The following is a 14,574-nucleotide window of genomic DNA, read 5'->3' on the forward strand; positions in this document are numbered from 1 at the left end:
CGGACGGAGGTCGTCCGCCCTTTTCGCGCAGGCGTAGCAGGAGACGACAGTGAGTGAAGCCAACCCCCACCAGAAGACGGATGGAGCGAACACCCAGGGTACGTGGAGCCGTGAGCGCTCGGAGCTCGTGCGGCGCACCATCTGCCCCAAGGGCATCAGCGAGGACGAGTTCGCCCTCTTCATCGAGCAGTGCAAGCGCAGCGGTCTGGACCCCCTCCTCAAGGAGGCCTTCTGCGTGGCGCGCCGGCAGAACACCGGCAACCGCGAGCGCCCCAACTGGGTGACGAAGTACGAGTTCCAGCCCTCCGAGGCGGGGATGCTCGCCCGGGCGGAGCGCTTCCCGGATTTCAGGGGCATCCAGGCGAGCGCGGTGTTCGCCGAGGACGAAATCGTCGTGGACCAGGGCAAGGGCGAGGTGGTGCACCGCTTCAACCCGGCCAAGCGCAAGGGCGCGCTGGTGGGCGCCTGGGCGCGCGTGGTGCGGGACGGGAAGCTGCCCGTCGTCGTGTGGCTGGACTTCAGCGGCTACGTCCAGCAGACGCCGCTGTGGGCCAAGATTCCCACGACGATGATAGAGAAGTGCGCCCGCGTGGCGGCCCTGCGCAAGGCGTACCCGGAGGCCTTCGGCGGCCTGTACGTGCGCGAGGAGATGCCGGCGGAGGACTACGAGCCCCAGCAGCATCACGAGGAGCCCACCCCGGGCGCCAGCGGCCCCTACGAAGTCCTGGGCTCGAAGCCCGGCCCCATGAAGGCCTCCTTCCCCACCCTGGCGCCCGCGCCGGTCGTCAAGGAGGAGAAGCCGCGCGAGGCCGCGCCGAGGCTGGACATCGACGTGCCGCTGGCACCGGTGCCCGCTCGCGAGGCCGCGGTGCCGGTGGAGGCCGTGCCCGCCCCGGCCGCCCCCACCCGCCGTCAGGGCAAGGCGGCGGTGGAGGCCGAGCCCGAGGAGAAGCAGGCCGCCGTCGAGGCGGCGCCGCGTCCCAAGGCGAGCGCGGTGGTGGTGGCGTTCGGCCCGTACAAGGGGAAGACGGCCTCTGAGCTCTCCGACGAGGAGCTCAGTGAGACCATCGACATGGCCAACGAGAAGCTGATGGAGCAGCCGAAGGCGCGCTGGGCCAAGGCGATGCGGGAGAACCTGGCCGCGCTGGAGGCGGAGACGGAGCTGCGCTGCCGCGTCCCGGCCTCCGGGAAGAACGGCAGCGGCGTGGCCCACGAGGCCTGAGCGTCGGAAGCAACAGCCGAAGAGGAACCTGGGGGCGCCCCCGCTGCGAAGAGTGGCGGGGGCGTCTTCCGTTCAACCCTTGCGGCGGGAAGAGCGCGCTCGGAGGGACTTGAACCCCCAACCCCCGGGTTCGAAGCCCGGTGCTCTATCCAGTTGAGCTACGAGCGCAACGAAACGGGTCGGGAAAAGGTGGGCGGCCAACCGGGATCGAACCGGTAACCTCAGGAGTCACAGTCCTGCGCTCTAACCAGTTGAGCTATGGCCGCCGTGCAGCACTTCACAGCTTTGAAGCGGCGGCTTCCCTACCGTGGAAGCCGGGGCCCTGACAAGGCCCAAATAAAACGGCAGGCAGGTTGGCGCCCCAGGCAGGACTCGAACCTGCGACCCCCGGCTTAGAAGGCCGGTGCTCTATCCAGCTGAGCTACTGGAGCTGGCCGGGCCGCCTGCTTCCACTGCTTCACTTCAAGTCGGGGCGAGAGGATTCGAACCTCCGACCCCCTGCGCCCAAGGCAGGTGCGCTACCAGGCTGCGCTACGCCCCGAGAAGTAAGGTCCGGCATTGTTGAACCATCCCGGACGGACGCGCAAGGCCGACTTGCCTGACGGCTGCGCAATCAGCCCGCGTCCTCAGCCTGCCAGCAGGCTCAGCAGGTGGGGCCGCATCTTCCGGAAGGCCGCCCCCCGGTGCGACACCGCCGCCTTCTCCTCCGGGGTGAGCTCCGCCATCGTCCGGCCCTTGTCCGGGAAGACGAACACCGGGTCATAGCCGAAGCCGTGGGTGCCCCGTGGCGCGTGGCCGATGCGGCCCTCGCACCGGCCCACCTCCACCTTCGTCTCGCCCCCGGGCAGCACCAGCGCCAGCGCACACTGGAACGCGGCGGTGCGCCGCGCGTCCGGCACCCCGGCCAGCTCGGCCAGCAGCTTCTCGTAGCGGGCCCTGTCGTCGCCCGGCGCATAGCGCGCCGAGTGCACCCCGGGCCTGCCGTCCAGCGCGTCCACACACAGCCCCGAGTCGTCCGCCAGCGCGGGCAGCCCCGTGGCCCGGGCGTACTCGCGGGCCTTCTTCACCGCGTTCCCCTCGAAGGTGGCGGCATCCTCCTCGGGCTCGGGCACGGGGGGCAGGTCCGCGAGGGACACGACCTCCACCGCGTCCCCGACGAGCTCTCGCAATTCGCGCAGCTTCCCCTTGTTGGAGGTGGCGAAGAGCAGCCGGGGCTTCTGCGTCATCCCAGCACCTTGGCCTGCGCGGCGGTGAGCTGCTGAATCGCGGCCAGCCCGCCGTCCACCATGGCATCCAGCGTCTTGCGGTCGAAGAGCTGGTGCTCGGCGGTGCCCTGCAGCTCCACCATGCGGCCGTCCGCGGTGGCCACGAGGTTCAGGTCCACGTCCGCGGTGGAGTCCTCGTCGTAGTCCAGGTCCACCCGCACCTCGCCCTTCACCACGCCCACGGACACGGCGGCCAGCGGCGTCAGCTTGGGCGGCTTGGTGAGGGTGCCGGCCTTCTGGAGCTGGCGCAGCGCGAGCACCAGCGCCACGTAGGCCCCGGTGATGGAGGCGGTGCGCGTGCCGCCGTCGGCCTGGAGCACGTCGCAGTCCAGGGTGAGGGTGCGGGGGCCCAGGGTGGACAGGTCCACCGCCGCGCGCAGCGAGCGGCCGATGAGGCGCTGGATTTCCATGGTGCGGCCCGTCTGCTTGCCCTTGGCGGACTCGCGCTGGTTCCGCGAGTGCGTGGCGCGCGGCAGCATGCCGTACTCGGCCGTCACCCAGCCGGTGCCCTTGCCCATCAGGTGCGGCGGAACGCGCTCCTCCGTGGAGCAGGTGACGAGCACCTTGGTGTGGCCGAACTCCACCTGGACGGAGCCTTCCGCGTAGCGGGAGACACCGGGAGTGAGGATGACGGGGCGAAGGTCCAGCGCACCACGTTGGAAGGAACGCACGGCGGGCTCCTGGGGTAGGGAGGTCCGCCCCTGTCTACCAGAGCCGCGCCAGCGCCGCGCCGTCTACCTCGGGGCCCGTGCACTCACGGAGACACCGGGCCGGCCACCTGCTGGGGGCTCCGGTCCGCGTCGCGGCGGCGCGTCTCCTTCAGGAAGGTCAGCACGCCCTCGGAAATCGCCTCGGCCAGCTTCTCCTGGTAGTCCGCGCGGCCCAGCTTCAGCCCCTCCTGGGGATGGGAGATGTAGCCCACCTCCACGAGCACGGCCGGACACTCCACGCCCGAGAGGACGAAGAAGGGCGCCTGCTGCACGCCCCGGTCCGCCGCGCGGGTGCGGGCGATGAGGCGCGGGTGGATGGCATAGGCCAGCCGGGACGAGTCCGTGTGCGCCTCCGTGCGCACCAGGTCCTCGAGGATGAAGGCCAGCGTGGAGTCGCCCCGGGCGGCGCGGGCCACCGGCGCCTCCGCGTTCTCCCGGTCCGCCACCGCGCGCGCGGCCTCGCCGGAGGCGTTGGCGGACATGAAGTACGTCTCGATGCCCTCGGTGCGCGCGCGCATCTTCTTGGTGGGCATGGAGTTGGCGTGGATGGAGATGAAGAGGTCCGCGCCGTGGTCGTTCGTCAGGGACACGCGCTCGGTCAGTGACACCAGCGAGTCGCGCTCCCGCGTGAGGTACACCTCGCCGCCGGCCGCCTCCAGCCGCGCCCGCAGGCGCTGCGCCACCTGGAGGGCCACGTCCTTCTCCCGCAGCTCGCCCGGGCCCTTCGCGCCCTCCTTGGCCCCGCCGTGTCCCGGGTCGATGACGATGCGCGCGGGACGCTCCGCCGCCCCGGCCAGGACGGGCAGGAGCAGCAGCAGGCACAGGACGGGGGCGAGGGGGCGTTGCGACGGCGGCATGACGGGACACCATGCTACCGGAGCCGCCCTCCGGGGGCGAACTCCGGGCCGGCCGGTGCTTCAGCCGACGACGTCGATGCCGGGCTTGCCCGCCCGGACCTCACCGATGAGGGCCGCCTCCACGCCGGCGGCCTCCAGCGCCTTCAGCGCCTTCAGGGCGTGGCGCGCGGGCACGCTGGCCAGCAGGCCGCCGTTGGTCTGCGCGTCCGCGAGCACCCACTGGATGTGCTCGGGCAGCCCGTCCGGGAAGCGGACCTTCTTCTTCACGTGGAGGAGGTTGGCCTTCGTCCCGCCGGGCACCACGCCGGCCTCCGCCAGCGCGGGCACGTCCGAGATGAGGGGGATGCGCTCCAGGTCCAGCACGGCGCGCGCCTTCGCCCCGGTCATCATCTCCAGCAGGTGGCCCAAGAGGCCGTAGCCCGTCACGTCCGTGAGGGCGTGGACCTTGAACTTCCCCGAGGCGAAGACCTCACCGGCGGCGCGGTTGAGGGCGGACATCACCGCCACCACGCGCTTGGAGAGCTGCTTCGAGGCCACGCCCCGTTTGATGGCGGTGGTGGCGATGCCCGAGCCCAGGGGCTTGGTGAGGAAGAGCACGTCGCCGGGCTTCGCGCCCGCGTTGGTGAGGACCTTCTTCGGGTGCACCACGCCGGTGACGGCCATGCCGTACTTCGGCTCCGGGTCCCTCACGCTGTGGCCGCCGAGGATGGGGATGCCCGCCTCGTCCGCCTTGGACTGGCCGCCCGCGAGAATCTTCGAGAGGACCTTGAGGGGCTGGCCGTCCGGGAAGCCCACCAGGTTGAGGGCGAAGAGGGGCCGGGCCCCCATGGCGTAGATGTCCGACAGGGCGTTCGCCGCGGCGATGGCCCCGAACTGGAACGGGTCGTCCACCACGGGCGGGAAGAAGTCCACCGTCTCCACCACGGCCAGGCCGGGCGTGAGGCGATAGACGGCCGCGTCGTCGTTGGTGGAGAAACCCACCAGCGCCTGGGGACCACCGGCAGTCTTCAAACGGCGCAGGACCTGCGCCAAGTCCGCGGGTCGCAGTTTGGCCGCTCAGCCCGCGCAGTGACTCAGTTCGGTGAGACGCTTCGGCTTCGGGCTGCCCGTCTGCTCGTCCGCCATGGTGCTCCCCTTCCCCGCCCCGGCCGTGTCCCGGCCGGGCATCTGTCAGACCTTGCGCACGTAATCGCGCTTCAGCAGCTGCGCCACCGCTTCCGCCGTCACCACGTCGTCCGCGTCCGCGCGGTCCAGCACCGCGCCCAGCGTGCCGTAGTTGTGCACCAGCTGCAGCACGTCCAGCATCTCCGGCGACAGCTCCTTGAGCGGAGGCGTCAGCGGCATGGCCAGGGCCATGGGGGCGTCCAGGGCCGGCAGGCTGGGCTGCAGGCGCTTCATCTCGTCCAGCTGACGGAGCGAGTCCATCAGCAGCGCCTCGGTGGACGAGTCCAGCTCCACCATGAACTCCTGGGTGTCCGCCGGGCGCAGCTCGAAGTCGCCCTGCTCCCAGGTGATGATGCGGTTGAAGCTCTTCTGCGGGCCCAGGTTGTGGTTGTCGCCGATGACGGCGTAGTACACGCGGCCCTGGCGCAGGTAGATGCGGCCCTCCTGGTCGCTGTTCACCACCAGCACGCCGTTCTTCTTGGACGTGTGGAAGAGCTGGAGCAGGTCCGGCAGGGGAATCTCTTCAATCTTCCCCGTCATGGAGCTGGCCTTGTTGGTGGTCCGCGCGGCCTGGACGGCGGCGACCTCCTCCAGCTTCTGCTTCACCATGCTCTCGTCGACGTTGGCGGCCTCGGCCCCCTGGTGGACGAGCTTGAGGATGGAGGTGCCGATGAGGATGCGGTCCCCCTCCTTCAGCCGGGCCTGCTTCACCTTCTCGCCGTTGACGAAGGTCCCGTTGGTGGAGCCCAGGTCCTCGATGGTGATCTTCCCATCGGCGAAGCTGATCTTCGCGTGCTTGCGAGAAACCATGTCCTCGACGAGCACCATGTCCAGCTCGCTCGAGCGCCCGATGACGATCTGCTTGTCCACCTTCAGGGGGAACTCGCCGCCCTGGTACTTCCCGGAGATGAACTTGAGGGCGTAGGTCTTTTGCGTGTCCATGGTCGTCAACCTGCCTGCTCCGCCTTGCCGGGGTCCTTCACCAGGTTGAGGTACATCTGGGCGCTCTTGTTATCCGGGCTGCGCACCAGCACGTCCTCCCAGACCTTGACCGCCTCCGCCCTCCGCCCCGCCGAATAAAGCGCGACCCCATACTGGATACGGCCCGGGATGAAAGCCGGGTTCTGTGCGATGACCTGCTCGTACTCGACGATGGCCGCGTCGTTGTCGCCCGCGTCGCGCAAGGCATTGCCCAGCTTGAGGCGGATGTCCACGAACTGCGGGCAAAGTCCGAGCGCGCGCCGGTACTCCTCGATGGCCTTCGCCCACGCGCCGCTGGAGGCGAAGACGTCGCCAATCTCGCCGTACATGTTGGCGATCTTCTTCTCGACGTAGGGGTCCAGCTCGCCGGGGCCGGACTTCTGCTGGGAGAGGGCGGTCTGGTAGACCTCCTTCGCCTCGGCGTACTTCCCCATGTCGTTGTAGATGACGGCCAGGTTCAGCGCCGCCTCGGTGTACGCGGGGTTGAGCTTCAGCGCGGACTCGAAGGCGCGCTGCGCCCGGGCGAACTGGCCCTGGTCGTGGTAGATGATGCCGAGCATGTTGAACACGTCCGCGAAGGTCGGGTTCTGCTCGACAATCTTCGCGAGGTACTGCTCGGCCTGGGCGTACTGCTTCTTCTCGAAGTAGCCGCGCCCGAGGGTCAGTAGCTGCTTGAGGGGCTCGTCCATGAATCGGCCCTTCCGGGCTCTGCCTCCGAGGCCGCTAGCCTACATGAGCGTGGGGGAAAACAAGAATTCATCACCATGAAGCGTGAGGGACAGCTGGCGCTGCCCCCGGGTGTCCACCGGCCGCGCCGGGAGCGCCCCCTGCAGGCGCCAGTGTTCCGTGACGATGGCGTCATCCCGCTCCAGCCGCACGTACCACGCCTCCACCCGGTAGCCACGCGGGCGCATCCGCTGGAGCTCCTCCCACTCGGGCCCGCCCACTCCGGGGGTGCCCGGCCCCGCCAGCCGCCCCAGGGCCGCCGCGTCCGCGGCCTGCAGCGCCCGGCGCCGGGCCTCCAGCGCCGTCACCACCGCCAGCAGCCGGGGCGCCGGCGAGCCCTCGGGCACCCAGTCCCCGTCCCGGCGGACGAAGGGCACCCGCTCCACCCCGGCCGTCCCCACCTGCGTGGAGCCCAGGGTGCCGTCGAAGTCGAGGGTGGCGAAGGCCTCCGCGCGCTGCCCCCCGGGCGCCACCGCCACGGTGATGCGGGCATAGAAGAGCTTCTGGGACTTCAGGGGCGCGTCCGCGCCGGGGATGGCGAGCCGCAGCCCGTCCACCTCCACCTCCTTGAGGGCGGTGATGATTTCCGCCTCGGGCCCGGCGGCGGCGCCCAGGAGTCGGGGAGCGAACACCGCCAGGGTCGCCCCCACCGCCAGCAGGAGGATGAGGGCCCCGCCCAGCCGGCTCCACTCCTGCGTCGTCCTCACGTCCCCAGCATTCGCTGGGCACGCTCCGCGGCGGGCGTCCCGGGCAGGCGGCGCAGCACCTGCTTCAGCGTGTCCTGCGCGCGCTGGGTGTCGTTCAGCTTCACGTAGGCCGAGTGCAGGGTGAAGAGGGCCTCCTCGTCATGGGGCGTGCCCGGGTAGCGCTTGAGGAGGTTCTCCAGGCGCTGGGCCACGGCCTTGTAGCGCTCGCGCTTCTCGTAGAAGCGGGCCACGTACAGCTCGTGCTCGGCCAGGCGCTTGCGCGCGTCGTCGGCGTGGGCCTTGGCCTCGTCGGCGTACTGCGACTGGGGGTAGTTGCGGCGGAACTCCTCCATGGTGACCAGCGCGGCCTGGATTTCCCCCTGGTCCTTCTCCTCCGAGGGCGGCAGGGCGAAGAACTCCGAGGGGTAGTCCTCCACGTGGGTGAGGGCCGAGCGGTAGGCCGCGTAGTCCACCAGGGGGTGCGTGGGGTGGAGCTTGATGAAGTTCTGGTACTGGTCTCGCGCCTCCGGCCAGGCCTCGCGGGTGAACTCCACGTCCGCCAGCTTCAGCTCCGCCTCGCGGGCGGCGTCCTGGTAGGGGAACTTGGTGCGCACGTACTCGAAGTACTTCTGCGCCCGGAAGAGGTCCTTGTTCTCCAGGGCCTCCGTGCCGAGCCGAAGGTTCTCCTCGGCGGCGGTGGCGTAGTCGGGCTCGCCGGCCTGGCCCTGGGTCAGGGCCGCGCAGCCGGAGGTCAGCAGCAGAACGGAAGTCAGGAAGGCGACGGCGGAACGCATCTCCACCACGCTATTCGTCCGGGCCTGAGGGGTCCAGCGAAGGTTCACCCAGCAGTCGGTGGACGACGTCTTCGGAGAAGCCCCGGCTGTCGAGGAGCCGTCCCGCGCGAGCCCGCTCCTTCGCCGAAAGCGGGCGGCCGAGCAGGCCCTTTCCTTCCAGTACCGCGCGCGCGGCGGCCAGCGCGTCGAACGCCTCGACGTGGGTGGCCCGTGCCAGGGCCTCCCGGGCGGCCGCCTCTCCCAGCCCGTGGGCCTCCAGGCGCTGGAGGACGGCCTGGGGGCCCAGCCGGCCCTTGCGCAGCAGGGAGGCCGCGCGCTCCTGGGCGAAGCGCGCGTCGTCGAGGTAGCCCCAGCCCTGGACCCGGGAGAGCGCCTCGTCGCGGACCTTGGCGGTGAAGCCCTTGCGCGTCAGCGCCGCGTCCAGCTCGTGGCGGCTGCGGGCCCGCATGGACAGCAGCTTGAGGCAGACGTCCGTGGCGCGGCGGACGGCGTCGGGGCCCTCGTCGGAGCCACCGGCGTCTTCGGGTGGGCCTTCGTCCTCCGGATGCATGGCGGGATACCTAGCATGTGGTAACAGGCCCAACCATGCACCCCGTCCTCGCCCGCTACCTCGCCGCCGATGTCGCTCGGGAGACGCTGCGCAAGCAGCAGACCGGAGAAGCCCTGTCCCCGGAGGAGCAGGCCTTCGCCGACGCCGCCACCGCGCACCCCCGCCACAAGGGCGTGCTGCTCGGCGTGGGCGGGCGCGTCCTCTCGTCGGACGCGCAGGCGTCGCTGGTGCTGCTGGCCGCCCATGCCGCGGCCCGGGCCTTGAAGGAAGACGCGGTGCTGGCCGAGCCCACGCGCAAGGCCCAGGAGGCCCTGTCCGAGGAGGGCGCCAGCGCCGAGGAGGCCGACGCCTTCATCGCCTCCATCCTGCTGGAGGAGGCCTTCGGCTACGAGCAGGACGTGGACGCCTTCGACGCCGAGTACGTGAAGGAGGCGCTGGGCGAGGTGCCCGCGCTGGCCGCGCTCACCAAGGAGGCCGTGGACGCGCTCTTCCTCGCCTTCGTGAAGGGCGCCGCCAACGACGCCGAGCGCAAGGTGCGTGAGGGCATGGCGCGCGCCCTCTTCGACATCGCCTGGTCCGAGGGGCCCGCCCCCATCAACCCCGAGCACATGGAGGCCGTGCTCGACGCGGAGGTGGTGGACCGGCCCGAGGAGGAGCAGGAGGCCAAGGTGCAGGCCACCGCGCAGCTGCTCCAGGCCCTGTCGAAGGAAGGCCTCGTGGGGCCCATCCGCCTGTCGCGGCTGCGGGCCCTGCTCGGCGAAGAGGACGCGTAGGCGGCGGCGCGAGGGCCGGGCGGACATCCAGCCCGGCATTCAGTCCGAAGCGCTCGAGCTCGCAGCACGAGCGCCGACACGTGGCGACGCTGACGCGAGGGCCGGGCGGACACCCGGCCCCTGCACGTCGTCAGAAGCGTTCGATCTGGAAGTCGTCGTCACCGCCCGCGGCCGGAGCGGGCGCCGGTGCGGGCGTCGGCGGCGGAGGACGCGCGGCCGGAGCAGCGGGACGCGCGGCGGCGGCCGCCGGAGGAGGCCCGGCGGGGCGCGCGGCCGGAGCGCCGGGAGCCCCGGGACGCATGGCCTGGGCCACGGGCGCCGGAGTCGGCGTGGGCGCCGGAGGCGTCGGAGTCGCCGAGGCCGGCGCACCCTTCTGCGCGAAGGACGCGGAGCCGGGGATGGGACGCGCCTCGCCGGGCTTCGCGTCGAAGTTGTCCCACTTGGAGTCGGACGTGCCGCTGATGCCGGAGAAGCGCAGCGCGAAGTCGTCCGGGTTGGTCGCCTGGCGGTGGGCCTCCTCGTAGGTGACGAGCCCCTGGCGCACCAGGCTCATCAGCGACTGGTCGAAGGTCTGCATCCCGTACGAGTCCGTACCCTGCGCAATCGCGTCGTGGATCTCCTTCGTGCGGTCCTTGTCCTCGATGAGCTCGCGCACGCGGGCGGTGACGCGCAGCACCTCCACCGCGGCCACACGACCCTTGCCGTCCGCGCGCGGCACGAGCCGCTGGCTCACCACGCCCTTGAGCACGCTCGCGAGCTGCAGGCGCACCTGCTTCTGCTGGTGCGGAGGGAAGGCGGAGACGATGCGGTTGATGGTCTCCGTCGCGTCCAGCGTGTGCAGCGTGGACATCACCAGGTGACCCGTCTCCGCCGCGTGGAGCGCCGTCTCAATCGTCTCGTGGTCTCGCATTTCGCCCACGAGGATGACGTCCGGGTCCTGCCGCAGCGCGCTCTTGAGCGCCTGCGCGAAGCTCATCGTGTCCACGCCCACCTCGCGCTGGTTCACGATGGAGCGCTTGTCGCGAATGAGGAACTCGATGGGGTCCTCAATCGTCATGATGTGGCTGGTCTCGTTGGCGTTGATGTGGTCGATCATCGCCGCCAGCGTGGTGGACTTGCCGGAGCCCGTGGTGCCCGTCACCAGGACGAGGCCGCGCTCCTCACCGCAAATCTTGGCGAGCACCTGGGGCAGCAGCAGGTCCTGCATCGTCATCACCTTGAAGGGGATGACCCGGAGCACCGCGCCCACGGTGCCGCGCTGCTGGAAGACGTTGACGCGGAAGCGGCCCAGGCCGGGCACGCCGTACGCCAGGTCCACCTCGTTGCTCGACTTGAACTTCTCCTTCTGGAACTCGTTCATGATGCCGAAGGCCATGCGCGCCACCTCCTCCGGGGGGAGGCGGCGACCGTCCTTCAGCGGCACCAGCGAGCCGTCCACGCGAAACATCGGCGGGAGGCCGGCCTTGAGATGAATGTCGGAGGCACCGCCACGCAGGGCGATCTGGAGAATCTCGTTCAGTTCCATGGGCGACGCGAATGGTAGCAGAGGCCCACGGAGCGAAGCGATGGCCGTGCCTGCTCGCCAGGCGCCGGAAACACGACGGCGGAGGCCCTCGTGAGAGGACCCCCGCCGCGTGGAACAACCAAGCAACCGAGCTCGAGGCTTAGCGCTTGGAGAACTGGAACCGGCGACGCGCGCCCGGCTGACCGTACTTCTTGCGCTCGACGGCGCGGGCATCACGGGTGAGGAAGCCGGCCTTCTTCAGCGCCGGACGGAACTCCGGGTTGAAGGAGCACAGCGCCCGGGCGATGCCGTGACGGATGGCGCCGGCCTGGCCGGAGAGACCGCCGCCCTTCACGTTGACCGTGATGTCCAGCTTGCCCTTCTGCTCGAGGATGTCGAGGGGCTGGTTGAGCACCATCTTCGAGGTCTCACGACCGAAGTAGGCGTTGAGCTCGCGACCGTTGACGGTGACCTGACCGGTGCCGGGACGAATCCAGACACGGGCGGTGGCCTCCTTGCGGCGGCCGGTGGCGTAGAAACCGAGTTCTTGGTGAATGGCCATGGACGATATCTCCCTTTACGCCTCGACCTCGAACGCGGACGGCTTCTGGGCCGCGTGAGGATGGGTGTCACCCGCATAGACCTTCAGCTTCGTCATCATCTGCCGACCGAGCGCGTTGCGGGGCAGCATGCGGCGCACGGCGTTGATGATGATGTCCTCGGGATGACGCTGGCGGAGCTTCTCCAGGTTGGTGATCTTCAGGGCGCCCGGGAAACCCGCTCGCGGGTGCCGGTAGTACATCTTGTCCTTCTCCTTCGTGCCCGTCACCTTCACCTTGTCGGCGTTGATGACGACCACGTGGTCGCCCGTGTCGATGGACGGCGTGTAGATGGCCTTGTGCTTGCCCTTCAGCAGGGTGGCAATCTGGCTCGCCGCGCGGCCCAGCACCTTGTCGGACACGTCAATGACGTGCCACTGGCGCTTGATGTCCCCAGCCTTCGCGCTGTAGGTCTTCTGCGACATTTCTTTGCACTCCAGACTTCTCGCGGTCGCCGTGTGCATGCCAGGGACCGCTGCTCGTGCCAAACCAACCGCGGGTCCGCCGTGAAAACTCCACGGAGGCCCGGAAAGGCCGACCGTCCTAGTGGGTGCGGAGGATCAAGTCAAGGTCGCCGCGCACCTGCCGTCCGGATTCCCTGCCCACACCGGTTGGGCAGGCCGGCCTTGGCGCCGCTCCCCTACCCGCCCGCTCCGCCCGAAGGGCCTGCGCCCCCCGGCAGCCCCGGGCGCTTGAAGCGCTCCTTGAGGTTGGCGAAGAAGTTCTTCTCCTCGGTGGTGGGCGGCCCCTGACGCGGCGCGTCCAGGTCTATCTTCTCCACCACCTCCGGGGGGAGGTCCTCCAGGAAGCGGGAGGGGGTGCGGGGCACTTCCTTGCCGCGCTTGGTCCGGACGGCGGCGCGGGTGAGGTACAGCAGCTCCTTGGCGCGGGTGATGCCCACGTAGCACAGGCGTCGCTCCTCCTCGAGGTTCTGCGGCTCGCCCTGCATGCCGCCGTGGGGCATCAGGTCCTCCTCCATGCCGATGAAGAAGACGAGCCGGTACTCCAGGCCCTTGGAGGCGTGCACCGTCATCAGGGTGACGCGCTTGTTGCCGCCGGGGACTTCCTCCTCTTCCTGGCGCGTGTCCAGGCTGAGCCGGTTCAGGTAGGTGGGGAGGCTGGCCTTGGGGCCCTCGCGCTTCTCGAAGTTCTCCAGCGAGTTGAGGACGCCGTCCACGCCCTTGAGCTTCTTCTCGGCGATGGTGGCCGTGCTGGCCAGCCCGCGGATGGCCTCCCGGAAGCCCGTCTCCTCCAGCAGCTTGCGCGTCACGTTCGCCAGCTGGCCGTGCTCGTACGCGGCCCGGTAGCGCTCGACGAGGTCCACGAACTCCGCGACCTTCTCCCCCGCCCCGGGCGGCAGGTCCTCGTACTCGCGGGCGCGCTGCATCGCCGTCCACAGCGTGACGCCCTGCCCCCGTGCGTGGATGTGCAGCCGCTCCATCGTCACGTCGCCAATGCCGCGCGCGGGCACGTTGACGATGCGCATGAGCGAGATTTCATCCAGCTTGTTCACGATGACCTTGAAGTACGCGATGACGTCCTTCACCTCGCGCCGGTCGAAGAACTCGCTGCCGCCCACGACTTCGTAGGGGATGCCCTTCTCGCGCAGCAGCTCCTCCACCGGGCGGGACTGGCCGTTGGTGCGGTAGAGCACCGCGATGTCGTCCAGCGCCACGCCCAGGGAGAGGTGCTTCTGGATTTCGTGCGCGACGAAGCGGGCCTCCTCCTCGTCGTTGGGGCAGCACACCACCTTCACCGTCTGCCCCCCCTTGCGGTCGGTCCACATCTGCTTGGCCTTGCGCTCGGGGTTCCTGGCGATGACGGCGTTGGCCGCGTCCAACACCGTCTGGACGGAGCGGTAGTTCTGCTCCAGGCGGACCTCCTTGCCGCCGGGGAAGAAGCGGTCGAAGTCGAGGATGTTGCGCACCTCGGCGCCGCGCCACGAGTAGATGCACTGGTCGTCGTCGCCCACCGCGCACACGTTGCGCGACTCGCCGGCCATCAGCTTGAGCAGCTCCAGTTGCGCGGTGTTGGTGTCCTGGAACTCGTCCACCAGCAGGTAGCGGAAGCGCCGGGTGTACTTGGCGTACAGGTCCGGGTGCTCACGCAACAGGCGCGTGGGCAGCAGCAGCAGGTCGTCGAAGTCCACCGAGCCCTGCGCCTTCAGCGCGCGCTGGTAGTCCGGGTACACCAGGTGGGTGATGAGGTCGTAGTCGTCGCCGATGCCCTCCGGCTTGGGCTCGGGCACCTTGCCGGAGTTCTTCGCCTTGGAGATGAGCGTGAGCACCTTGCGCGCGTCGAAGGAGCGGTCGTCGATCTTGTGCTCGCGCATGGCGCGCCGGATGTTGGCGAGCTGGTCGCCCATGTCGGCGATGGCGAACTTCTTCGGCCAGCCCAGGCGATAGATGTCCTCGCGGAGCATCTCCGCGCCGAAGGCGTGGAAGGTGCACACCAGCACGCCCTGCGCGCGCGGCCCGGCCATGTGGACCAGGCGCTCCTTCATCTCCGTGGCCGCCTTGTTGGTGAACGTCACGGCGAGGATGTTGCGGGCCTGCAGGTGGCCCGGCCGCTCGTCGAGCAGGTGGACGATGCGGTGGGTGATGACTCGCGTCTTGCCGCTGCCTGCGCCGGCCAGCACGAGCAGTGGCCCCTGGAGGGTCGTCACTGCCTCGCGCTGCGGAGGGTTGAGCTTCGAGAGGTCCATTGCGCGCCGGCCAGGGATACCCTTTGATTCGGCCGTGCG

General features: G+C 69.9%; 15 protein-coding genes and 4 tRNA genes. 2 read left to right on the forward strand and 17 right to left on the reverse strand.

Features of this window, described 5'->3' with window-relative positions; genetic code table 11:
- Positions 1-49: 49 nt before the first annotated feature.
- Complete coding sequence (gene bet / locus LXT23_RS14020; RefSeq protein WP_253980675.1) at positions 50-1,222, forward strand: phage recombination protein Bet; 1,173 nt, start codon at positions 50-52, stop codon at positions 1,220-1,222.
- 94 nt (positions 1,223-1,316) lie between these two features.
- Here the strand turns inward: bet and LXT23_RS14025 are convergent.
- The 13 genes from LXT23_RS14025 to LXT23_RS14085 form a co-directional block, all read right to left on the reverse strand.
- Positions 1,317-1,390: transfer RNA gene (locus tag LXT23_RS14025), tRNA-Arg, on the reverse strand.
- A gap of 24 nt (positions 1,391-1,414) precedes the next feature.
- Positions 1,415-1,488 (reverse strand) — tRNA-His (locus tag LXT23_RS14030).
- 88 nt (positions 1,489-1,576) lie between these two features.
- Positions 1,577-1,653: transfer RNA gene (locus tag LXT23_RS14035), tRNA-Arg, on the reverse strand.
- 36 nt (positions 1,654-1,689) lie between these two features.
- A tRNA-Pro gene (locus tag LXT23_RS14040) sits at positions 1,690-1,763 on the reverse strand.
- A gap of 85 nt (positions 1,764-1,848) precedes the next feature.
- Complete coding sequence (locus LXT23_RS14045; protein WP_253980676.1) at positions 1,849-2,448, reverse strand: XTP/dITP diphosphatase; 600 nt, start codon at positions 2,446-2,448, stop codon at positions 1,849-1,851.
- Entirely contained in the window at positions 2,445-3,158 is a 714-nt protein-coding gene (gene rph / locus LXT23_RS14050; protein ID WP_253980677.1) for a ribonuclease PH, read from the reverse strand. The genes LXT23_RS14045 and rph overlap by 4 nt, the downstream gene beginning before the upstream one ends.
- Before the next feature lie 83 nt (positions 3,159-3,241).
- Positions 3,242-4,054, reverse strand: coding sequence for an N-acetylmuramoyl-L-alanine amidase family protein (locus tag LXT23_RS14055; protein ID WP_253980678.1), 813 nt, complete (start codon positions 4,052-4,054; stop codon positions 3,242-3,244).
- 60 nt (positions 4,055-4,114) lie between these two features.
- Positions 4,115-5,179 (reverse strand): selenide, water dikinase SelD, encoded by a 1,065-nt coding sequence (selD, locus tag LXT23_RS14060; protein ID WP_253980679.1) that lies wholly within the window; start codon positions 5,177-5,179, stop codon positions 4,115-4,117.
- 45 nt (positions 5,180-5,224) lie between these two features.
- Entirely contained in the window at positions 5,225-6,160 is a 936-nt protein-coding gene (locus LXT23_RS14065) for an FHA domain-containing protein (protein ID WP_253980680.1), read from the reverse strand.
- A 5-nt stretch (positions 6,161-6,165) separates the two neighbouring features.
- Positions 6,166-6,888 (reverse strand): tetratricopeptide repeat protein, encoded by a 723-nt coding sequence (locus LXT23_RS14070; RefSeq protein ID WP_253980681.1) that lies wholly within the window; start codon positions 6,886-6,888, stop codon positions 6,166-6,168.
- 39 nt (positions 6,889-6,927) lie between these two features.
- The gene (locus LXT23_RS14075) at positions 6,928-7,632 is read right to left on the reverse strand and encodes a hypothetical protein (protein ID WP_253980682.1); all 705 of its coding nucleotides are present in this window, start codon (positions 7,630-7,632) and stop codon (positions 6,928-6,930) included.
- Positions 7,629-8,405: an outer membrane protein assembly factor BamD gene (locus LXT23_RS14080; RefSeq protein ID WP_253981382.1), complete on the reverse strand. Its 777-nt coding sequence runs from the start codon at positions 8,403-8,405 to the stop codon at positions 7,629-7,631. The genes LXT23_RS14075 and LXT23_RS14080 overlap by 4 nt, the downstream gene beginning before the upstream one ends.
- Positions 8,406-8,415: 10 nt before the next feature.
- Positions 8,416-8,955, reverse strand: coding sequence for a regulatory protein RecX (locus LXT23_RS14085; protein WP_253980683.1), 540 nt, complete (start codon positions 8,953-8,955; stop codon positions 8,416-8,418).
- Between the two features lie 35 nt (positions 8,956-8,990).
- Here LXT23_RS14085 and LXT23_RS14090 point away from each other — a divergent pair, with 35 nt between their 5' ends.
- On the forward strand, positions 8,991-9,728 hold the full coding sequence (locus tag LXT23_RS14090) for a hypothetical protein (protein ID WP_253980684.1): 738 nt from the start codon (positions 8,991-8,993) through the stop codon (positions 9,726-9,728).
- A 130-nt stretch (positions 9,729-9,858) separates the two neighbouring features.
- On the opposite strand, the gene LXT23_RS14095 is transcribed toward LXT23_RS14090, so the two are convergent.
- From LXT23_RS14095 to LXT23_RS14110, 4 genes are all read right to left on the reverse strand, one after another.
- Entirely contained in the window at positions 9,859-11,253 is a 1,395-nt protein-coding gene (locus tag LXT23_RS14095) for a type IV pilus twitching motility protein PilT (protein ID WP_253980685.1), read from the reverse strand.
- 139 nt (positions 11,254-11,392) lie between these two features.
- Positions 11,393-11,794, reverse strand: a complete 402-nt coding sequence (rpsI, locus tag LXT23_RS14100) for a 30S ribosomal protein S9 (protein ID WP_164006768.1) — start codon at positions 11,792-11,794, stop codon at positions 11,393-11,395.
- A 15-nt stretch (positions 11,795-11,809) separates the two neighbouring features.
- Positions 11,810-12,256, reverse strand: coding sequence for a 50S ribosomal protein L13 (rplM, locus tag LXT23_RS14105; RefSeq protein ID WP_253980686.1), 447 nt, complete (start codon positions 12,254-12,256; stop codon positions 11,810-11,812).
- A 215-nt stretch (positions 12,257-12,471) separates the two neighbouring features.
- Entirely contained in the window at positions 12,472-14,535 is a 2,064-nt protein-coding gene (locus LXT23_RS14110) for an ATP-dependent helicase (protein ID WP_253980687.1), read from the reverse strand.
- Between the last annotated feature and the right edge of the window lie 39 nt (positions 14,536-14,574).

This window comes from Pyxidicoccus xibeiensis (assembly GCF_024198175.1).
GTDB lineage: Bacteria > Myxococcota > Myxococcia > Myxococcales > Myxococcaceae > Myxococcus > Myxococcus xibeiensis.

Excerpts from the sequence above, each read along its gene's own strand:
- LXT23_RS14090 (WP_253980684.1), top strand. The coding sequence starts at position 8,991 with ATGCACCCCGTCCTCGCCCGCTACCTCGCCGCCGATGTCGCTCGGGAG.
- LXT23_RS14080 (WP_253981382.1), bottom strand. The coding sequence starts at position 8,405 with ATGCGTTCCGCCGTCGCCTTCCTGACTTCCGTTCTGCTGCTGACCTCC.
- rplM (WP_253980686.1), bottom strand. The coding sequence starts at position 12,256 with ATGTCGCAGAAGACCTACAGCGCGAAGGCTGGGGACATCAAGCGCCAG.
- LXT23_RS14065 (WP_253980680.1), bottom strand. The coding sequence starts at position 6,160 with ATGGACACGCAAAAGACCTACGCCCTCAAGTTCATCTCCGGGAAGTAC.
- rpsI (WP_164006768.1), bottom strand. The coding sequence starts at position 11,794 with ATGGCCATTCACCAAGAACTCGGTTTCTACGCCACCGGCCGCCGCAAG.
- LXT23_RS14085 (WP_253980683.1), bottom strand. The coding sequence starts at position 8,955 with ATGCATCCGGAGGACGAAGGCCCACCCGAAGACGCCGGTGGCTCCGAC.
- LXT23_RS14095 (WP_253980685.1), bottom strand. The coding sequence starts at position 11,253 with ATGGAACTGAACGAGATTCTCCAGATCGCCCTGCGTGGCGGTGCCTCC.
- LXT23_RS14070 (WP_253980681.1), bottom strand. The coding sequence starts at position 6,888 with ATGGACGAGCCCCTCAAGCAGCTACTGACCCTCGGGCGCGGCTACTTC.
- LXT23_RS14110 (WP_253980687.1), bottom strand. The coding sequence starts at position 14,535 with ATGGACCTCTCGAAGCTCAACCCTCCGCAGCGCGAGGCAGTGACGACC.
- LXT23_RS14055 (WP_253980678.1), bottom strand. The coding sequence starts at position 4,054 with ATGCCGCCGTCGCAACGCCCCCTCGCCCCCGTCCTGTGCCTGCTGCTG.
- LXT23_RS14045 (WP_253980676.1), bottom strand. The coding sequence starts at position 2,448 with ATGACGCAGAAGCCCCGGCTGCTCTTCGCCACCTCCAACAAGGGGAAG.